Annotated in this window: 14 protein-coding genes; 7 read left to right on the top strand and 7 right to left on the bottom strand. The window is 73.4% G+C overall.

What is annotated here, in order from left to right; all coding sequences use genetic code 11:
• Nucleotides 1–64: 64 nt before the first annotated feature.
• Nucleotides 65–895: a general stress protein gene (locus ACO0E0_RS09360; RefSeq protein ID WP_422871137.1), complete on the top strand. Its 831-nt coding sequence runs from the start codon at nt 65–67 to the stop codon at nt 893–895.
• Between the two features lie 52 nt (nt 896–947).
• Here ACO0E0_RS09360 and ACO0E0_RS09355 read toward each other — a convergent pair whose 3' ends face one another.
• Nucleotides 948–1,412 (bottom strand): GNAT family N-acetyltransferase, encoded by a 465-nt coding sequence (locus ACO0E0_RS09355; RefSeq protein WP_422871136.1) that lies wholly within the window; start codon nt 1,410–1,412, stop codon nt 948–950.
• A gap of 140 nt (nt 1,413–1,552) precedes the next feature.
• A complete protein-coding gene (locus tag ACO0E0_RS09350; RefSeq protein ID WP_422871135.1) occupies nt 1,553–3,040 on the bottom strand; it encodes an aminopeptidase P family protein in 1,488 nt (495 codons plus the stop codon).
• A gap of 83 nt (nt 3,041–3,123) precedes the next feature.
• On the opposite strand from ACO0E0_RS09350, the gene ACO0E0_RS09345 reads away from it, so the two are divergent.
• Nucleotides 3,124–3,999, top strand: a complete 876-nt coding sequence (locus ACO0E0_RS09345) for a PHP domain-containing protein (protein ID WP_422871134.1) — start codon at nt 3,124–3,126, stop codon at nt 3,997–3,999.
• Nucleotides 4,000–4,130: 131 nt separating this feature from the next.
• Here the strand turns inward: ACO0E0_RS09345 and ACO0E0_RS09340 are convergent, their stop codons facing one another.
• A complete protein-coding gene (locus ACO0E0_RS09340; RefSeq protein ID WP_422871133.1) occupies nt 4,131–5,615 on the bottom strand; it encodes a DEAD/DEAH box helicase in 1,485 nt (494 codons plus the stop codon).
• Between the two features lie 86 nt (nt 5,616–5,701).
• Here ACO0E0_RS09340 and ACO0E0_RS09335 point away from each other — a divergent pair, with 86 nt between their 5' ends.
• Nucleotides 5,702–6,415, top strand: coding sequence for a ferritin-like fold-containing protein (locus ACO0E0_RS09335; protein WP_422871132.1), 714 nt, complete (start codon nt 5,702–5,704; stop codon nt 6,413–6,415).
• 53 nt (nt 6,416–6,468) lie between these two features.
• Here the strand turns inward: ACO0E0_RS09335 and ACO0E0_RS09330 are convergent, their stop codons facing one another.
• Both ACO0E0_RS09330 and ACO0E0_RS09325 read right to left on the bottom strand, forming a co-directional pair.
• Nucleotides 6,469–6,792, bottom strand: coding sequence for a hypothetical protein (locus ACO0E0_RS09330; RefSeq protein ID WP_422871131.1), 324 nt, complete (start codon nt 6,790–6,792; stop codon nt 6,469–6,471).
• An 11-nt stretch (nt 6,793–6,803) separates the two neighbouring features.
• Entirely contained in the window at nt 6,804–7,028 is a 225-nt protein-coding gene (locus ACO0E0_RS09325) for a DUF3107 domain-containing protein (RefSeq protein ID WP_422871130.1), read from the bottom strand.
• A 123-nt stretch (nt 7,029–7,151) separates the two neighbouring features.
• On the opposite strand from ACO0E0_RS09325, the gene ACO0E0_RS09320 reads away from it, so the two are divergent.
• Together ACO0E0_RS09320 and ACO0E0_RS09315 are read left to right on the top strand one after the other, a co-directional pair.
• Nucleotides 7,152–10,490 carry a PD-(D/E)XK nuclease family protein gene (locus tag ACO0E0_RS09320; protein ID WP_422871129.1) on the top strand — a complete coding sequence of 1,113 codons (3,339 nt, stop codon included), beginning with the start codon at nt 7,152–7,154 and terminating at the stop codon, nt 10,488–10,490.
• The gene (locus ACO0E0_RS09315) at nt 10,487–13,675 is read left to right on the top strand and encodes an ATP-dependent DNA helicase (protein ID WP_422871128.1); all 3,189 of its coding nucleotides are present in this window, start codon (nt 10,487–10,489) and stop codon (nt 13,673–13,675) included. Before ACO0E0_RS09320 ends, ACO0E0_RS09315 begins: the two co-directional genes overlap by 4 nt.
• A gap of 69 nt (nt 13,676–13,744) precedes the next feature.
• On the opposite strand, the gene ACO0E0_RS09310 is transcribed toward ACO0E0_RS09315, so the two are convergent.
• Nucleotides 13,745–14,746, bottom strand: coding sequence for a phosphotransferase (locus ACO0E0_RS09310; protein WP_422871127.1), 1,002 nt, complete (start codon nt 14,744–14,746; stop codon nt 13,745–13,747).
• 114 nt (nt 14,747–14,860) lie between these two features.
• Here ACO0E0_RS09310 and nudC point away from each other — a divergent pair, with 114 nt between their 5' ends.
• Together nudC and ACO0E0_RS09300 are read left to right on the top strand one after the other, a co-directional pair.
• Complete coding sequence (nudC, locus tag ACO0E0_RS09305) at nt 14,861–15,796, top strand: NAD(+) diphosphatase (protein WP_422871126.1); 936 nt, start codon at nt 14,861–14,863, stop codon at nt 15,794–15,796.
• Entirely contained in the window at nt 15,793–17,532 is a 1,740-nt protein-coding gene (locus ACO0E0_RS09300; protein ID WP_422871125.1) for an ATP-dependent helicase, read from the top strand. The genes nudC and ACO0E0_RS09300 overlap by 4 nt, the downstream gene beginning before the upstream one ends.
• Here the strand turns inward: ACO0E0_RS09300 and ACO0E0_RS09295 are convergent.
• Nucleotides 17,417–18,292 (bottom strand): TOMM precursor leader peptide-binding protein, encoded by an 876-nt coding sequence (locus tag ACO0E0_RS09295; RefSeq protein ID WP_422871124.1) that lies wholly within the window; start codon nt 18,290–18,292, stop codon nt 17,417–17,419. The genes ACO0E0_RS09300 and ACO0E0_RS09295 overlap by 116 nt on opposite strands.
• Nucleotides 18,293–18,330 lie beyond the last annotated feature (38 nt).

The following is an 18,330-nucleotide window of genomic DNA, read 5'->3' as shown; positions in this document are numbered from 1 at the left end:
GTCCAGCGTAGTCGGTGCACCGGGCTCCCGTGGTTTCCCAAGCCGACGCGAGGATACTCAGGATGTGAGCACTCAGAGCCCTTTCGGCCGCACCAACGCGGCGTTTCCGAGCCTCCCGCGCGGTGACGTCCTCGGCACCTACGAGACCTACCCGGAGGCCCAGCGGGTCGTCGCGAAGCTCGCCGAGTCGGACTTCCCGGTCGGGCAGTTGTCGATCGTCGGCAACGACCTCAAGACGGTGGAGCGGGTGACGGGCAAGCTCACCTACGGACGAGCCGCCATCGCCGGTGCGGTGAGCGGACTCTGGCTCGGCCTGTTCTTCGGCATCGTCCTCACGCTCTTCTCGCGGGGGACCTCGGGTGTGACCATCTTCGCGGCCGCCGTGATCGGTGCCGCGTTCGGCATGCTCTACGGCGTCGTCAGCTTCTCGATCACCAAGCGGCAGCGGGACTTCACGAGCGTGCACCAGGTGCTCGCCACGAACTACCAGATCGTCGTCGACCCGCAGCTCAGCGGCCGGGCGCAGCAGATCCTCGGGACGGCGTCGGCGGGCTGGACGCCGCAGCACCAGCAGGCGCAGCACACGCAGCCGTGGGCGCCGCCGGCACAGCCGCAGGAGCCGCCGCAGGCACGCGCCCCCCAGCAGCAGTACGGCGAGATGCGTGGCGCGCAGGACCAGCGGCACGACCAGCCGCCGTACGGTCAGCAGGTCCCGGCCGACGGTCGCCGCGAGCCGCAGGCGCCGGCCCGACCGGTCGCGCAGCCGGAACGGCCGCGGTACGGCGAGAACGCACCCGTCGAGCCGGCAGTCGAGCGACCGGCACCCGAGCGGCCGACACCCGAGCGCAGCGACGAGCCCAACCGGACGGACGACGCGGGCCCGTCGCGGGACTGACCGCGGCGAGACCGGTCCGATCCGGCATGCCCGGTCGCGGCGGCGCGTCTGGTCAGAGGATCTTCGAGTAGCAGACCGAGAGCGGCGCCCCGACGTACGGGCCGAAGTTCGCGATCCGGGAGAACCCCTCGCGCTCGTAGAACGCGATGGCCCGTCGTTGCTCGGTCCCGGTCTCGAGCACGAGCGCCGGTGCCCCCACCTCACGTGCCGTGTGTTCCAGTTGCCGGAGGATCGCGACCGCGACACCGGTCCCGCGGGACTCGGACCGGACGTACATGCGCTTGATCTCGGCGACGTCGTCCTCGACGAGACGGATGCCACCACAGCCGAGCGGCGTCCCGTCGACGTCCCGAGCCACGAAGAACGCCGCGATCGAATCCGCCGTCGGCTTCTCACCAGGCTCCGTGTCGCGTCCGTAGGTCCCGTCGATCTCGATCCGTTGCGCCGCTCTGAGTCGCTGCGCGTCGGGCGAGTCGAACGGTTCGGCAGCGATCGTGCAGGGAGAGGACGTCGTCACGCGAGCAGGCTACCGCGTCGGACGCATTTCCCGAGTCTTCGTCACTCGGACGCGCGGGACAGCGCCGGACCGCCGGTGGTCCGATCCGGTCTGGAGGCGCGGTGCGGGTCCGGCGGGCGCGGTGCGGGTCCAGTGGTGCGTCAGGCCCCGGCGATCCACGCCTCGACGTCGGACGCGGAGCGCGGGATCCCGATCGAGAGGTTCTCCGCGCCGTCGTCGGTGACGAGGACGTCGTCCTCGATCCGGACGCCGATCCCGCGGAACTCGGCCGGGACGGTGAGGTCGTCGGCCTGGAAGTACAGACCGGGCTCGATCGTGAACACCATGCCGGCCTCGACGATGCCGTCGAGGTACAGCTCTCGCCGGGCCTTCGCGCAGTCGTGCACGTCGAGCCCCAGGTGGTGACTGGTCCCGTGCACCATGTAGCGGCGGTGGTACTGCGCGTCGGGCTGCAGCGACTCCTCGGCGCTCACCGGCAGGAAGCCCCACTCGGCGGTCTTCTCGGCGATGACCCGCATCGCGGTCGCGTGGACCTCGCGGAAGGTGATGCCCGGCTTCACGATCGCGAACGCGGCGTCCGCGGCCTCGAGCACGGCGTCGTAGACGAGGCGCTGCACGTCGGTGAACCGTCCGCTCACGGGGAGCGTCCGGGTGATGTCCGCGGTGTAGAGGCTGTCGACCTCGACCCCGGCGTCGATGAGGATCAGGTCGCCGGGGCGTACGGCGCCGTCGTTCCTGGTCCAGTGCAAGATGCAGGCGTGCTCGCCGCTCGCCGCGATGGTGTCGTACCCGACCGTGTTCCCGTCCGCGCGTGCACGGCGGTTGAACGTGCCCTCGACGATGCGTTCGCCGCGCGGGTGGGCGAGCACGGCGCCGAAGTCCGCGATGACGTCGTCGAAGCCGTGCTTGGTCGCGGCGACCGCGCGGCGCATCTCGTTGATCTCGTAGGGGTCCTTGACGAGCCGGATCTCGCTGAGGTCGCGCGCGAGGACGTCGTCGGTCGCGGGGGCGTCGTCGTCGCCGTCGAAACCGCCGACCGCGGTCCCGAGCCTCCGGTCGAGCGCGTCGGTGAACGACGGGTCGGCGTCGCGGACGAGCACCGCGCCCGCGTCGAGCGAGTCCGCCACCGCAGCGAACTCGCCGAGGTCCTTCGTCGCGATGCCGAGATCGGCGGCGACGGCGGCGAGCGAGGGCCGCGGACCGACCCAGAACTCGCCGATCTCCGGGTTCGCGTAGAACTCCTCGGAGTGCCGGCCCGCACTCGCGCGGAAGTAGAGGGTGGCGTCGTGGCCGGTGCCGTCCGCGTCCGGGGCGAGGACGAGCACGGAGCCGACGACGGCGTCGGTGCCCCAGCCGGTGAGGTGCGCGAACGCCGAGTGCGGACGGAACGGGTGGTCGCAGTCGTTCGAGCGGACCTTGGCCTGCCCCGCCGGCACCACGATCGTCGTCCCCGGGTGGAGGGCGGAGATCCGGTCACGGCGCGCGGCGGCGAAGGACGCCTGCTCGCGTGCCGACGGCAGGGCGTCGTCGTGCTCGGCCCAGGACGACCCGATGTAGTCCTTGAACGTGGACGATCCGGGGGTCGTCGATCGGTTGCTCGTCGCGCGGGGGGTGGTGGAGTCGGCCATGGAGCCCATCATCCCACTGCACACCACGGTGTGCGCTCGTCGCCCGCGGCATGCGGCGTCGCGCTCATCGCTAGGCTGTGGGCGTGCCCGACCTCTTCATCGACCTGCACACGCACTCGAGCGTGTCCGACGGCACCGAACGGCCCGCGGACCTCGTCCGTGCTGCGGGGAACGCCGGGCTCGACGTCGTGGCACTCACCGACCACGACACGACCGACGGCTGGGACGAGGCGATCGAGGCGGTCCGGAGCGCTCCGCTGACCCTGGTGCCGGGCCTCGAGCTGTCGACGCGCATCGGACCGCGCAGCGTGCACATGCTCGGGTACCTCGTCGACCCCGCCGACCCGGGACTCCTCGCCGAGACCACCCGGATCCGCGACGGCCGGCTCGCTCGTGCCAAGCGCATGGTGGAGCGGATCGGGAGGGACCACCCGCTGACCTGGGACGACGTCCTCGCGCAGTCGCGCCCCGGGGCGACCATCGGCCGCCCGCACATCGCCGACGCCCTCGTCGTCGCGGGCCTCGAACCCGATCGCAGCGCCGCGTTCCGCGGGATCCTGCACCCGGCCGCGGGGTACTACGAGCCGCACGACGCACCGTCGCCGATCCGCGGCGTCGAGCTCATCCGAGCTGCCGGTGGGGTGCCGGTCATCGCGCACCCGGCGGCGTCCTCCCGCGGGATCGTCATCGACGAGCGTGCGTTGGCCGACCTCGTCGAGGCGGGGCTCGGCGGGCTCGAGGTCGACCACCGCGAGAACCTCACGCACGGCAAGCGGGTGCTGCTCGACTGGGCGGAGCGCTTCGGGCTGTTCGTCACCGGGTCGAGCGACTACCACGGCACGGGCAAGCCGAACCGACTGGGGGAGCATCGGACGGGCGAGCGGGCACTCCGCGAGATCGTGTCCCAGGCGACCGGCAGCGCTCCGGTGTCCGGTCCTGGAGCCCGCCTGCAGGTCTGACCGCGTCCGGGTGCAGGATGCCTCCAGGCCGCGGATTCGGCCGTCGAGAACGCGGAAACCCGCAGTGCCAGGGGACTGGACTGCGGGTTTCTGCGTTCTCGGCGCCGGGGCCGGGGGAACGGCGCGGGGACCTACTCGGCCGAGGGGGTCGTCGACGCGGCCTGCTCGGACTGGCCGCCGCCGACACCGCGCCGACGACGACGACGGCGACGCGGGGCGCCTTCGGCCTGACCCTCCGGAGCAGCGGCGTCCGAGGTGCCGGCGGTGACCGGCTCGGAACGGCCGGCCGACGTGGACTCGGAGGCCGCGCCTCCCGTCCGGTTCCGGTTGCGCGAACGGCCGTCGCCCGAGCGGCCGTCGGCGGAACGGCCGTCACCGGAGCCGGAGCGCGGCGGGCGCTCGGTCCGGGGTGCCGCAGCGGCGTGCGCGGACGCACCCGGGAGTCGGCCCTTGGTGCCCTCCGGGATGTCGAGGTCGGAGTAGAGGTGCGGCGACGACGAGTAGGTCTCGGTCGGCTCGGGCTGCCCGAAGTCGAGCGCCTTGTTGATGAGCGCCCACTTGTGCAGGTCGTCCCAGTCGACGAACGTCACGGCGATGCCCGTCTTGCCCGCGCGGCCGGTCCGGCCGGCACGGTGCAGGTAGGTGTCCGGGTCGTCCGGGATCGTGTGGTTGATGACGTGCGTGACGTCGTCGACGTCGATGCCCCGCGCAGCGACGTCGGTCGCGATGAGGACGTCCTTCTTGCCGGCCTTGAACGCCGCCATCGCCCGCTCGCGCTGCTCCTGGTTCAGGTCGCCGTGTACCGCTGCGGTGTTGAACCCGCGGTCCTTCAGCTCCTCCATGATCCGGGCGGCGGCGCGCTTCGTGCGCGTGAAGATCACGGTCTTGCCGCGCCCCTCGGCCTGCAGGATCCGCGCGATGACCTCGTCCTTGTCGAGCGAGTGCGCGCGGTAGATGACGTGCTTGATGTTCGCCTGGGTCAGGCCCTCGTCCGGGTCGGTGGCGCGGATGTGGATCGGCCGCGTCATGAACCGGCGGGCGAGCGCCACGATCGGTGCCGGCATGGTCGCCGAGAACAGCATCGTGTGGCGGATCTCGGGGACCGACTGGAAGATGCGCTCGATGTCGGAGAGGAACCCGAGGTCGAGCATCTTGTCGGCCTCGTCGAGGACGATCTCCTGCACGTGCGAGAGGTCGAGGATGCGCTGCCGGTGCAGGTCGATGAGCCGACCGGGTGTGCCGACGACGATCTGCGCGCCGTCCTTGAGCTGCTCGATCTGGCCTTCGTACGCCTTGCCGCCGTAGATCGAGGCCAGCTTGACCGGGCGGTTCGAGGACGCGAGCACGAGGTCCTCGAAGACCTGCACCGCGAGCTCGCGCGTCGGGACGACGACGAGCACCTTGACGCCCGGCTCCGGGTCGTGCCCGAGCCGCTGGATGATGGGGAGGCCGAAGCCGAGCGTCTTGCCCGTTCCGGTCTTCGCCTGGCCGATGATGTCCTGGCCGGTGAGGGCGAGCGGGATGGTCTGCGTCTGGATCGGGAAGGGCTCGATGATGCCCTTCGTCGCGAGCGCATCGACCATGTCCTGCTCGATGTTGAGGTCTGAGAAAGTCAAGTGTTTCGCCCTGTTCGTTGTCGGGGAGTCCGATCAGTCTACCGTTGGTGGGATTTCCCCCGACCACGGCCCTCTATGCTGGTCCGGTGGTGTCACTGTGGAACCGGAGACGCGCCCGTCTCGCGGCGAGCTGGCTGGCGTCGCGGACCACTCGCGCCAAGCAGTCGGTCGAGCGGCTCCAGCTCGACGACGTCTCCCCGGAGCTGACCGTCTACCTCGGGCAGGCCGCGTACCTCCAGCTCTCGCTGTACGAGGCCATGGGCCGCGCCGGGTCCTCCGCCCCGACCATGTCCGGTCGGCTCGTGACGGGCGTGCTCGCGACGACCGCGCTCGACCGGCACCGGGCGATCGTCGCCGAGATCGAACGTTCGCACCACGACCCCGCCGAGCTGATGGCACCGCACCGGGACGCCATCGACGCGTTCCTGGCGCGGACCGCCGGTGCGGACTGGTTCGAGTCGATCCTCACCGGCTACGTCACCGCGGGGATCCTCAACGACCTGTTCGACTCGCTCGCACGATCGCTGCCCGCCGACGTCCGGGCACGGCTCGGGAACGTGTTCGACGCCCGAGAGGAACCGGCCGTGGTCGAGGAGCTCACCGCCGACATCGCACGCGAGCCGCAGGTGGCGTCCCGGCTCGCGATGTGGGGGCGGCGGCTCGTCGGGGACACCCTGCTCGTGGCCCGGTCGGCGCTCGCGTCGCACGCCCGCGAGGACGAGGAGCGGCTCGAGCCGGTCTTCACCGAGCTGATCGCGGCACACACACGGCGGATGGACGCGCTCGGCCTGACGGCCTGACGGCCTGTGGGCATCGGCCTGACCGGTCAGTCTGCCGGGTACCCGGCGCCCGCTCAGGCGACGGGGCGGCCGCTGGCGCCCGATCGTGCTGCGGCCGTCGCACGTGCGGTGAACTCGTCGTCCGCACGGAGGCGTCGCGGGCCGACGATCCACTCGACGACGAGCGCGACGACGCCGGCCCCGACCAGCGCGACGACCCAGATCCAGGTCCCGCCGTAGCTCCACCCGGCCCAGGTCAGGGCCTCCCAGAGGACCGCCGCGACGATGCCCCCGATCGCTGGCGCCAGCAGCACGCCCCGCGTGGAGCGCCACGGCATGACCACGTGGGCGACGGCGCCGACGACGATACCGCCGAGGACCACGAAGAGGAGTTCCACGTCGGGTCTGCTCAGGCGACGAAACCGACGCGACGGGACTCCTCGGAGCCGACCTCCACGTAGGCGAGGGAACCGACGGGGACGATGAACCGACGGCCCTTGTCGTCCTGCAGCGAGAGGTGCGTGGCCTTCGAGGAGAGGGCGTCCGCGACGGCCTGCTCGATCTCGGTCGCGGTCTGCTTGGTCTCGAACGCGATCTCGCGCGGGCTGTTGGTGATGCCGATCTTGATGTCCACGCCCTCACCATATCCGAGCACCCCACACCCGGCGCTGCCGTTCACCCAGAGCGCAAGGAGCGCGCCGATCCGCCCCCGCGCGGGACGGGTGCGATGTCGGCGCTCGCCGGTATCGTGCCGGCCGTGGCACACACTCCGTCAGCGTCCCGGGCCGGGTCCGGACCCGCGTCCGGACCCGCCTCCCAGGCCGCGTCGGGACCCGCCTCCGGGGCCACGCGGGGGGCTCGGTTCCGCGCGGAACGGACCGCCAGGTCACCGCGCGCCGCCCGGCTCGCCGCGACCGACGGTCTCGACCTGACCGGCGGCAGCGCCGTCCACGCCCTCGCGCCGGACGCGGCGCACCGGGCGGTGCTCGACCTGCCGGACGTCGGGAGCGCGGCGGTGATCGGCGCCCCGGGGACCGGCAAGACGACGGTGCTGGCGCAGCTCGTCGCCGCGCGTCTCGGCCGACCCGGGGCGATCACGCCCGACGGCTTCGGCACCGTCGTCGCGCTGACGTCCTCGCGTCCTGCGGCGACCGCCCTCCGCGACCGTCTCGCCGCGACCGTGGACCGGGTCGTCCCGGGGGCCCTCGCGCGCACCGTGAACTCGCTCGCCTTCGAGATCGTCACGCACGCCGCGTCCACCGCCGGCGACGAACCCCCGACCCTGCTCACCGGCGGCGAGCAGGACGCGATCCTCGCCGACCTGCTGGCCGGGGACGACCTCCTCGCCGACGACGAACTCCTCGGCGCGGTCGGCACCCCGACCTGGCCGGAGCCCATCTCGTCCGCCGTGCGGGAGCGTGCGGGGTTCCGGACCGCCCTCCGCGACGTCATGATGCGCGCGTCCGCCGCGGGTGTCGAACCGGACGACATGCGCGCCCTCGCGACGCGCGAACGACGTCCCGAGTGGGCGGCGATCGGGGACCTCGTCGACGAGTACCGCGCCGCGGTGACCGCCTACCGGTCGACCAGCCTCGACGCCGCCGAGCTCGTGGCGTACGCGACCGCTGCGGTGGCCCGCGGAGAGCTCCCACCGTCGGTCGCGGCGCTCCGGTCGATCATGGTCGACGACGCCCAGGAACTCGTCGAGGGCGAGATCGCGCTGCTCGGCGCGCTCTCCCGTTCCGGCGTCCAGGTCGTCGCGTTCGGCGATCCGGACATCGCCTCGAGCGCGTTCCGCGGTGCCGAACCGGACGTGCTCGGCCGCCTCGCGAGCCGGCTCGGGCTGCCGGCGGTGCGGACGATCGTGCTCGAGACCGTGCACCGGCACCCGGTCGCGATCCGCGAGCTGGTGACCGGGATCACCGCGCGGATCGGCACGGCCGCCGCCGGTCGACAGCGCGCGGCGACGGCCTCCGCGGTCGGCGGTCGGCCCGATGCGGTCGTGCACGTCGAGGCACCGAGCCGCTCCGCCCTCGTCACCGCGGTCGCCCGGCGCCTCCGGGAGCACCATCTGCTCGACGGCGTCCCGTGGCACCGGATGGTCGTCGTCACCCGGAGCGGCGGGGCGATCCCGGAGCTGGTCCGGTCGCTGTCCGTCGCCGAGGTGCCCGCGACGGCCGGCACGGCGCCCGCTCGCGTCCGCGACGACGTCGCCGCGCGGACCCTCATCGACGCGGCTGCCGTCGCGCTCGGCGTCCGCGTCCTCGACGCGGCGCTCGCGACCCAGTTCGTGACCGGGCCGCTCGGTGGGCTCGACACCCTGGCGCTCCGACGGCTCCGGCTCGCGATGCGCCGCGAGGAACTGGCGTCGGGCGGGTCCCGCTCGGCGGACGACCTCCTGGTCGAGGCCCTGTCCGGGCCGAACCGGTTCAGCACGATCGACGCCGGGTTCGCGCGACGGGCCGGACGTCTCGCGGACAGCCTCGAGCGGGCCCGTGCGGACGCCGGCGCCGACGCGAGCATCGAGGAGCTCCTGTGGGGGCTCTGGGAGCGCAGCGGTCTCGCCAGGACCTGGGGCGGCCAGTCGTCCGCGGGCGGGGTCGGTGCGGCCGAGGCGGACCGGCACCTCGATGCCGTGGTCGGGCTCTTCACGGCGGCGAAGCGGTTCGTCGAGCGGACGCCGGACGCCCCCGCGCGCGTGTTCGTCGACGACGTCCTGGAGTCCGACCTGCCCGAGGACTCGATCGGTCCCGACCGGACTGCCGGACGCGTCCGGGTGGCCACGCCGCTCGGGACGATCGGCGTGGAGTGCGACGTCGTCGTGGTGCTCGGACTGCAGGACGGCGTCTGGCCGAACACCCGGGTCCGCGGGAGCCTCCTCGACCCCGACGGCCTGGTCCGGGCGGCGCGGGGGATCGCGCAGACCCCGATCGACGAGCGGGCCGCGGTGGTCGCGGACGAGCTGCGGCTGTTCGCACGCGCCGTGTCGCGGGCCACCACGCAGGTGGTCGTCGGCAGCATCGCGAACGACGACGAGTCCCCGTCGCCGTTCCTCCGGCTGGTGCCGGTGGACCCCGACCGGGCTCCGTCGGCGCATCCGCTGTCGCTCCGGGGCATGGCCGGGTCGCTCCGTCGCCGGGTGGTGACGACCGGGGACCACGAGGCCGCGTCGGCGCTGGCCCGGCTCGCGGCGGCCGGGGTCCCCGGCGCCTCGCCCGACGAGTGGTACGGCCTCGCCGAGCCGTCCACGACGGAGCCGCTCGTCGACCTCGACGCGGCACCGAGCGTGCCGTCCTGGCAGGCCGACGACCCGGACGCGCGACCCGTCGCCCCGACGGTGTCCGTCGCACCGTCGCGGATCGGCACCTACGAGGAGTGTCCGCTGCACTGGTTCGTGCAGACGTTCGGTGGCGGGGCGCCGAGTCCGGCGATGGGCATCGGGACGATCGTGCACGACGTCATGGAGCACGCGGGCGACGACGTCGACGTCGAGTCGCTGTGGGGCGGTGTGGAGGCGCGATGGGCGGAGCTGACGTTCGAGTCCGACTGGATCGCCGACCGGGAACGCGCGCGCACCCGCCGGATGATCGAGGGCCTGAGCGACTACCTCCGGACCTTCCGGAGCGCGGGCAAGCGGGTGCTCGGCGCCGAGAGCGAGTTCGTGCTCGTGACCGGTCCGGCACGGATGCGCGGGAGCATCGACCGGATCGAGCTCGACGCGGACGGCCGGGCGACCGTCGTCGACCTGAAGACCGGGACGCACATGCCCGCGCAGAAGGACATGCCCGAGCACGCACAGCTCGGCGCGTACCAGCTCGCGCTCGAGGACGGTGCGGTGACCGGCATCGCCGCGACCGTGTCCGGTGCGGACGCCAAGCTGGTGTTCGTCCAGAACGGCAGGGCGGGTGCCGGGTACACCGAACGGGTGCAGGACGCGTTCGACGGCGAGGCCCGAGCGGCGTACCGGGAGCGCCTCCACGACGTCGCGCGGGGCATGGGCGGTCGCACCTTCGTCGCGAACGTCGACGAGCACTGCGACCGGGCACGGAACGGCGTCGAGTGCCGCATGCACGTCGTCGGCGAGGTCACCTGGTGACCCCGGCACCCGTCCACACCGCCGACGCGATCGCGGATGCGCTCGGCCGTCCCCGACCGACCGAGCAGCAACGTGCCGTCGTCGAGTCGCCACTCGAGCCCGCGCTCGTCGTGGCCGGGGCGGGCAGCGGGAAGACGGAGACGATGGCGTCGCGGGTGGTGTGGCTCCTCGCGAACCGGTTCGTGCGCCCGGACGAGGTGCTCGGACTGACGTTCACCCGGAAGGCCGCCGGCGAGCTCGGCGTCCGGGTCAACGACCGCATCGCGGCGCTCGAGGGAGCCGGCGTCATCGACCCCGCCGATGCGTTCGAGGCGCCGACGGTGTCGACCTACAACGCGTTCGCGAACGCCGTGTTCCGCGAGAACGCGCTGCTCGTCGGCCGTGACGGCGAGTCCCAGGTCCTCACCGAGCCCTCGGCCTGGCAGCTCGCCCGTCGCGTCGTGGTGGCTGCGCACGACGACCGTCTCGCGGGACTCGACCGGAACGTCGACACCGTCACCGCCGCCGTCGTCGCACTGAACGGCGCGATGAGCGAACACCTCGTCGAGCCCGCGCGGCTCCGCCGGTTCGCCGACGACTTCGCCCGGGTGCTCGAGCTGCCCGGCAACCGGGGCCGGCACTACGCGCCGATCGTCAAGGCGGTGACGGCGGTGTCCGGGCTCGGGCCGCTCGTCGACCTGGTCGAGGAGTTCCGGCGCCAGAAGACCGAGCGCGGGTTCGTGGAGTTCTCGGACCAGGTCGCCCTCGCGCTGCAGGCCGCGGACGCCGCGCCGCGGGTCGCCGCCGACCTCCGGTCCCGGTACCGGGTGGTCCTCCTCGACGAGTACCAGGACACCTCGGTCGTGCAGACCCGGTTCCTCGCGCAGCTGTTCCGCGGCCACCCGGTGATGGCGGTCGGCGATCCGCACCAGTCGATCTACGGGTTCCGTGGGGCGAGCGCGGCGAACCTCGCCAGGTTCCCGCGGGACTTCGGCGAGGGCGACGCCGCGAGCACCGGGGTGTACGCGTTGTCGACGAGCTGGCGCAACCCCGTCGACGTGCTCCGGGGCGCGAACGCGCTCGTCGCGCCGCTCACGGCCGCGTCGCACGTGCAGGTGGAGCAGCTGCAGCCACGGCCCGGGGCCGGCTCGGGGACCCTGACCGCGGTCTACCCGGAGACGCTCCCGGACGAGGCGCTCGAGGTCGCCGCGTGGTTCGGGTCCTACCGGTCCGCGCACCCGGGCGCATCGATGGCGCTGCTGCTCCGTGCCCGCAAGGACCTCGCCGCGTTCACGGCAGCGCTCACGGCCCGCGAGGTCCCGTTCCACGTCCTCGGCACCGGTGGCCTGCTGCAGCGGCCGGAGATCGTCGACCTGGTCGCGGCGCTCCGCGTCCTGCACGACCCCGCCGCGGGCAACGACCTCATCCGGCTGCTGGCCGGCGCTCGGTGGCGCGTCGGCCTGGCCGACGTCGTCGCCCTCCAGCAGGTGTCGCGGTGGATGTTCGAACGCGATCACACCCAGGCTCGGCTCGCCGCCGACGTCTCCGGCGCGTTCCGGGCATCCGTCGCCGTGGGCGAGCACGGCTCGCTCGTCGACGCGCTCGACTTCGTCGCGGCGGCACCGGACGAGCACGGCGCGTTGGCGGCCATCAGCCAGGAGGGTCGTCGCCGGATGCGCGCACTGGGGACGGCGATGCAGGCGCTCCGGTCGCGCGCCGGCGGCGACCTGGTCGACTTCGTGACGCTCGTCGTGCAGGAGCTGCGGCTCGACGTCGAGGTCGCGGCGCACGAGAACGGCAGTGCCGCCTACCTCGACGCGTTCCTCGACGAGCTCGCCGGGTTCGTGTCCACCGACGACCGCGCCGACCTTGGGGCGTTCCTCGGGTGGATCGACGCCGCCGCGCGCCGCGACGACATGGGCCCACGTTCGGAGGACCCCGAGGCCGGCACCGTGCAGGTCCTGACCATCCACGGGTCGAAGGGCCTCGAGTGGGACGCCGTCGCCGTGCCGCGGATGGTGCAGGGCGGGTTGCCGTCACGCCCGCAGGAGGGGTCGACCGGGTGGCTCGGGTTCGGGCGGCTGCCGTACGACTTCCGCGGCGACGCCGACGAACTCCCCCGCCTCCCCTGGCGGGGCGCGGACACCCAGAAGGACGTCGTCGACGCGATCGAGGCGTTCCGGTCCGAGGTCGGCGCGGCCGCCCTCGACGAGGAACGCCGTCTGGCCTACGTCGCACTCACCCGGGCCCGGCACGCGCTGCTGCTCAGCGGCTCGTTCTGGGGTTCCGGGAGCCGTCCCACGATGCCGAGCCCGTACCTCGGCGACCTCGCCGACGCCGGGGTGCTCGACCCCACCGCCCTGCCCGCGACGACCGCGTACGAGTCGAACCCGCTCAGCGAGTCCGGCGCGACGATGTCGTGGCCGCACGTGCCGTTCACCGAACGCGGTTCGCGGGTCGTCGCGGCGGCGGAGCGGGTCCGGAACGCGAACCCCGGCGCAGCCGGTCGGTACGCGGCGGACATCGACCTGCTGCTCGCCGAGCGGCGGGCCACGCAGCACGGACGGCACCTCGTCGACGTGCCGCACCGCATCGCCGCGTCCGGCTTCAAGGACTACCTGAGCGAGCCGGGTACCGTGGCGGAGCGCCTCCGGCGGCCGATGCCCGAGCGCCCGTACCGCGCGACCCGACTCGGAACGCTGTTCCATGCGTGGGTGGAGCGCCGGGCGCAGCCCGGCGGTGCGCTCGAGACCCTCGACGCCTGGGACGGCGAACTCGACCTCGACCCGGACGACAGCGCGGCGGCCGCGGCGACCGACGACGACGCCCGACGACTCTCCGAGCTGCAGGGGACGTTCGCGCGGTCGCGATGGGCGACGCTGACGCCGATCGACGTCGAGCGGGAGATCCACATCCCGTTCCTCGGCCACAGCGTCGTCTGCAAGCTCGACGCCGTGTACGCGATCGACGGGCGCATCGAGATCGTCGACTGGAAGACCGGCGCGGCGCCGCGCGACGCCGCCGACCTCGAGCGCCGCCAGTTGCAGCTCGCGCTGTACCGGGTGGCGTACGCGGAGTTCACCTGTCGCGACGTGACCGAGGTCGACGCGGTGTTCTACTTCGTCGCCGAGGACACCGAGATCCGCCCGACCGGGTTGCTCGACCGTGCCGGGCTCGAGGCGGCGTGGGCCGCCGCCATCGCCTGACCGCACGGACCGGGGCCTGCGGGGCGGGGGTGCGCTGCGCCTCCAGGCCGGGCCGGTCGGGACGCGGCGTCAGCCGTGTCGTCGCTCGGTCGAGCTGAGGAGCTGCTCGACCTCGCCGATCTCCATGGTCTCGGGGGAGACGCCCTGGAGCGGCGCGGCCGACGGGGAGTGCACCTGGTCGGCGAGCCGGTGCATCATCGCGACCGCGTCGTCGACGACCTCAGTGCTCTTCACCTGCACGCCGTGCAGCAGCCACTGCGCGGTCTCGAGCTCATGATGGACCCGCGCGCGTTGCGGGAGCTGGCGGTCGCGGCCGCCCCCGTTCGTCGTGTAGGACGCCAGGACGGTCTCGAAGGCCTGGCCGTCGCGGCCGCCGAGCACCCACGCGAGGTCGCGTGCCGGGTCGCCGAGCCGCAGCTCGCCCCAGCCGAGCACGCCCGTGACGGCGTCGCCCTCGACGAGGACGACGTCCGGGCCGAGTGCGCCGTGCACCACCGTCGGCGTGAACTGCCAGAGCTGCTGGTCCTTCGCAGCCCCCTCCCACCGCTCCTGCAGCGCGGCCGGCACGAGTCCGGTCGACACCGCACGGTCCATCACGGACACCGCGGACCGCAGCACCTCGAACGGGGTGAGGGACGGCAGGCCTGCGTCCGTCACGAAGCTCGTGGGCAGCGCGTGGATCGCGGCAGCGGCCCGACCGACGCTCGTCGCGAGGTCCGGACGGTCGATGAGGGCCCGCATCGACAACGGCGAGCCGGGGACGTGGGTGGCGACGATGGCGCGCGTCTGGCCGATCGGCGCCTGACCGCGGTACTCCGGGACGCCGAACGGGAGGCGCGTCCTGATCCCGGCGGACAGGGCGCGGATCGCGACGAGGTCGGCCGACTGGCGCGCCTCCGCACGCTGGCTGCGGGGACGCCTGATGGTGAGCGACGCATCGTCCGCGACGCGGAGCACGGCGGACTCGTAGTCGCCGGCGGACGGCGAGCCGAGCGCCTTCGTCCCCGTCACGACGAGGCCGGGCACGGCCGTGGTGGCCAACGCCGCTAGAGTGAAGTGGGATCCCGCCATGCCCTCAGGGTAGGTCGCTCTCCCGCTCGGCACCGGTTCGCCACGCTGTTCCCCGCGTGTCCGCCTCCGATCCGATCCGTCACGGTCCCGATCCGTCCCACGTCAGGAGTCCGTTTGTCCGAGGAATTCGCCGCCCGTCTGCCGCTGTCGAGGAACCGGCTGGACCGCGACGGCGAGTTCCGGGAGACACCGGAGCTCGAGACGGTGCTCCGGGCGGACCCGTCGACGCGGTTCCTGCCGCTCCGCCGCGCCGCCATGCTGCGGAACGCGGACGGCACGCTCCGGTTCGTCGACGCGGCGACCATCCCGGACGGCACGGTGCTCCTGTACCTCGGTCGCGCCATCGACAACGCCCCGGACGCTGCAGCGGGCACGCGGTTCGTCGCCGCGTTCGTCGACGACGACACCGCGGCGCACATCGAGCCGGACGACGGCGCGTGGGAGAGCCTCCGCATGTTCGGCACCGAGCTGTCCGCGCGGGACTCGGGGATCGCGGTGGAGGCCGTCGCGATGGCGAACTGGCACGCCGTCCACGGGTTCTCGCCGCGCACCGGGTCGGCCGCCGTGCCCGAGAAGGGCGGCTGGGTGCTCCGCGACCCGGAGGGCCACGAGCTGTTCCCACGGACGGACGCCGCGATCATCGTCGGCGTCACCGATCGCGACGACCGGATCCTGCTCGGCTCGAACGCCGCCTGGGACGCCGGTCGGTACTCGCTCCTCGCGGGGTTCGTCGAACCCGGCGAGTCCCTCGAGGACGCCGTCCGCCGTGAGGTCCACGAGGAGTCGGGCGTCCGGGTCGAGGAGCCGCGGTACCTCGGTTCCCAGCCCTGGCCGTTCCCGGCGTCGCTGATGCTCGGGTTCACAGCCCGTGCACTCGACGGCGACCCGTCGACCATCCGGCCCGACGGCGTCGAGATCATGGACGTCCGTTGGTTCTCGCGCGACGAGATCGCCGCCGAGGCCGGGGTGACCCTGTTCCTCCCCGGTCGGACCTCGATCGCCCGCGCGATCATCGAGGAGTGGTACGGCGCGGAGCTCGACGTGCCGTGAGCACCGCGTCGGACCCGCTCCCCCCGGCGTCGCCGGAGGCCTTGCTCGCTGCGCTCGACCTCGAGCAGCGGACGGTCGCCACGACGCTCCTCGGTCCGGTCGCGGTGCTCGCCGGTGCCGGCACCGGCAAGACCAGGGCGATCACGCACCGGATCGCCTACGGGGTCGCGACCGGGACCTACGCGCCGAACCACGTCCTCGCGCTGACGTTCACCACGCGGGCCGCCGGCGAACTCCGGGCCCGTCTCCGTGCGCTCGGCGCGGGCCAGATCCAGGCGCGGACGTTCCACGCCGCGGCGATGAGCCAGCTCAGCTACTTCTGGCCCGACACCGTCGGCGGTGCCGCCCCCCGGATCGTCGAGTCGAAGGGCCGACTGATCGCCCAGGCGGCCGACGGCATCCACCTGCCGATCGACACCGCGACGCTCCGGGACCTCGCCGCCGAGGTCGAGTGGCGGAAGGTCCAGCGTCTCACGGTGCAGGAGTACGAGGCCGCCGCCGCGGAGCGCGTCCTGCCACCGGGGACGACACCACGCCGGATCGTCGACCTGATGAACGCGTACGAGGGGATCAAGGACGACCGGCGGCAGCTCGACTTCGAGGACGTCCTCCTCGCGAACCTGGGGATGATCCAGACGGAGCCCCGGGTCGCGTCCTTCGTCCACCAGCAGTACCGGTTCTTCGTGGTCGACGAGTACCAGGACGTCTCGCCGGTCCAGCACGACCTGCTCCGGGCCTGGCTCGGCGGACGCGACGACCTGTGCGTGGTCGGGGACGCGAGCCAGACGATCTACTCGTTCGCCGGGGCGTCGAGCTCCTACCTGCTCGGGTTCGGCTCGGAGTTCCCGCGCTCGTCGGTGCTGCGGCTCGAACGGAACTACCGGTCGACCGGGGCGGTGGTGCAGGCCGCGAACACGCTCATGCGGGGCCGTCCCGGCGCGCTCGACCTGGTGGCCCAGACCGACGAGGCGGGCGTCGACCCGGTCGTCGTGGCGTGCGCCGACGACGGCCAGGAGGCGTCCACGGTCGCACGGCGGATCCAGGAGCTCGTCGCCGACGGTGCCTCGTACGCGGACTGCGCGGTGCTGTTCCGGGTCGGTGCCCAGTCGGCGCTCCTCGAGAGCGCGCTCGGCCGCGCCGGCATCCCGTACCGGGTCCAGGGCGGCACCCGGTTCTTCGACCGCCCCGAGGTCCGTCAGGCGGTGCTGCTCCTCCGCGGCGCGGCCCGGAGCATCACCGACGAGCCGGTCGCGAAGACCGTGTCCGACGTGCTCCGCTCCCTCGGCTGGACCGTGCAGGCGCCGGAGGGCCAGGGCGCGGTCCGTGCGCAGTGGGAGTCGCTGCAGGCGATCATGGGGCTCGCCGAGGACGCCCCGGCCGGCACGACCCTGGCACGGTTCTCCGCGGACCTCGTCGACCGGGAGGCGACCCACCACGAGCCGACGCTCGACGCCGTCACGCTCGCGACCCTGCACTCCTCGAAGGGGCTCGAGTGGCCGAACGTCGTCATCGTCGGCGCGACCGAGGGACTCCTGCCGATCTCGCACGCGACGACCGAGGCCGACGTCGACGAGGAGCGGCGGCTGTTCTACGTCGGGCTCACCCGTGCCCGCCGGACGCTCACGGTGACGTGGTCGGCGCGGGGGAGCGGCCGGGGCGGGGAACGGCGGCCGAGTCGTTTCGTGGCAGCACTCGGCACGCGCACCGGGGATGCGCCCCGACCGTCCGGGTCCTGACCGTCAGGTCGGACCGGTCGATCCACGACGTCCGACCGTCCGGAGCGCTCGCCCGGGACGCCCGGCCCGGACGCAGTCGGTCGAGGACGAGACCGGTCACGGCGGCGGCGATCCCGTCGGTGCGCCACGGCGTCGGCTCCGGCAACCGGCGTCCCCACACCTGACCGGCGATCGCCGGCCACGCGGGGTCCTCGTCGACGCGCCACAACTCGAGGCACGCGAGGCAGGCGCCGGCGTCGGGTTCGAGCACCGGGCCGAGCCGGACGGTGCCGTCGCCGATCACGGCGGGGACCTGCGGCACCCGACGACGCACCCACGTCGACCGGAGCACCGGATCGAGGAGCAGGTCCGCCACCACGACGGCGAGGTCGGGCGGCGGGTCCGGGATCGGGACCGGGCCGCCGGGCGGAGCGGACGTCCGCACGACCCGGACCTGTTCGCCGAGGAGCTGTGCGACCACGCGGTCGGCGACCGCACCCGTGCCGTGCACCTCGACCAGGTGGTCCGGCTCCGGGACGACGTCGACGAGCGCGGGTGCGGCGGTTCCCAGCACCGCCGCGGCGGTGGCCGGCGGACAGCCGAACTGCTCGGCGAGGACCGGGAGCGCGTCGCGGGCGGTCTCACGGCGGACCGCGGACAGGAACCGTTCGGCCGGGGTCGTCGCGACGTCCACCACGGCCCGCTGCGGGTCCACGCCGAGCTGCACCGTGCGGACGTCGCGCCAGACGAACTCGAGCGCGGGATCGATGCGGAGGCCCATGAGCATCGATGGTGGCGTGGATGCGACGGCGACGGACG

Source organism: Curtobacterium phyllosphaerae, from assembly GCF_049341865.1.
Classification (GTDB): domain Bacteria; phylum Actinomycetota; class Actinomycetes; order Actinomycetales; family Microbacteriaceae; genus Curtobacterium; species Curtobacterium phyllosphaerae.
This window is presented reverse-complemented; position numbering and strand designations above follow the sequence as displayed.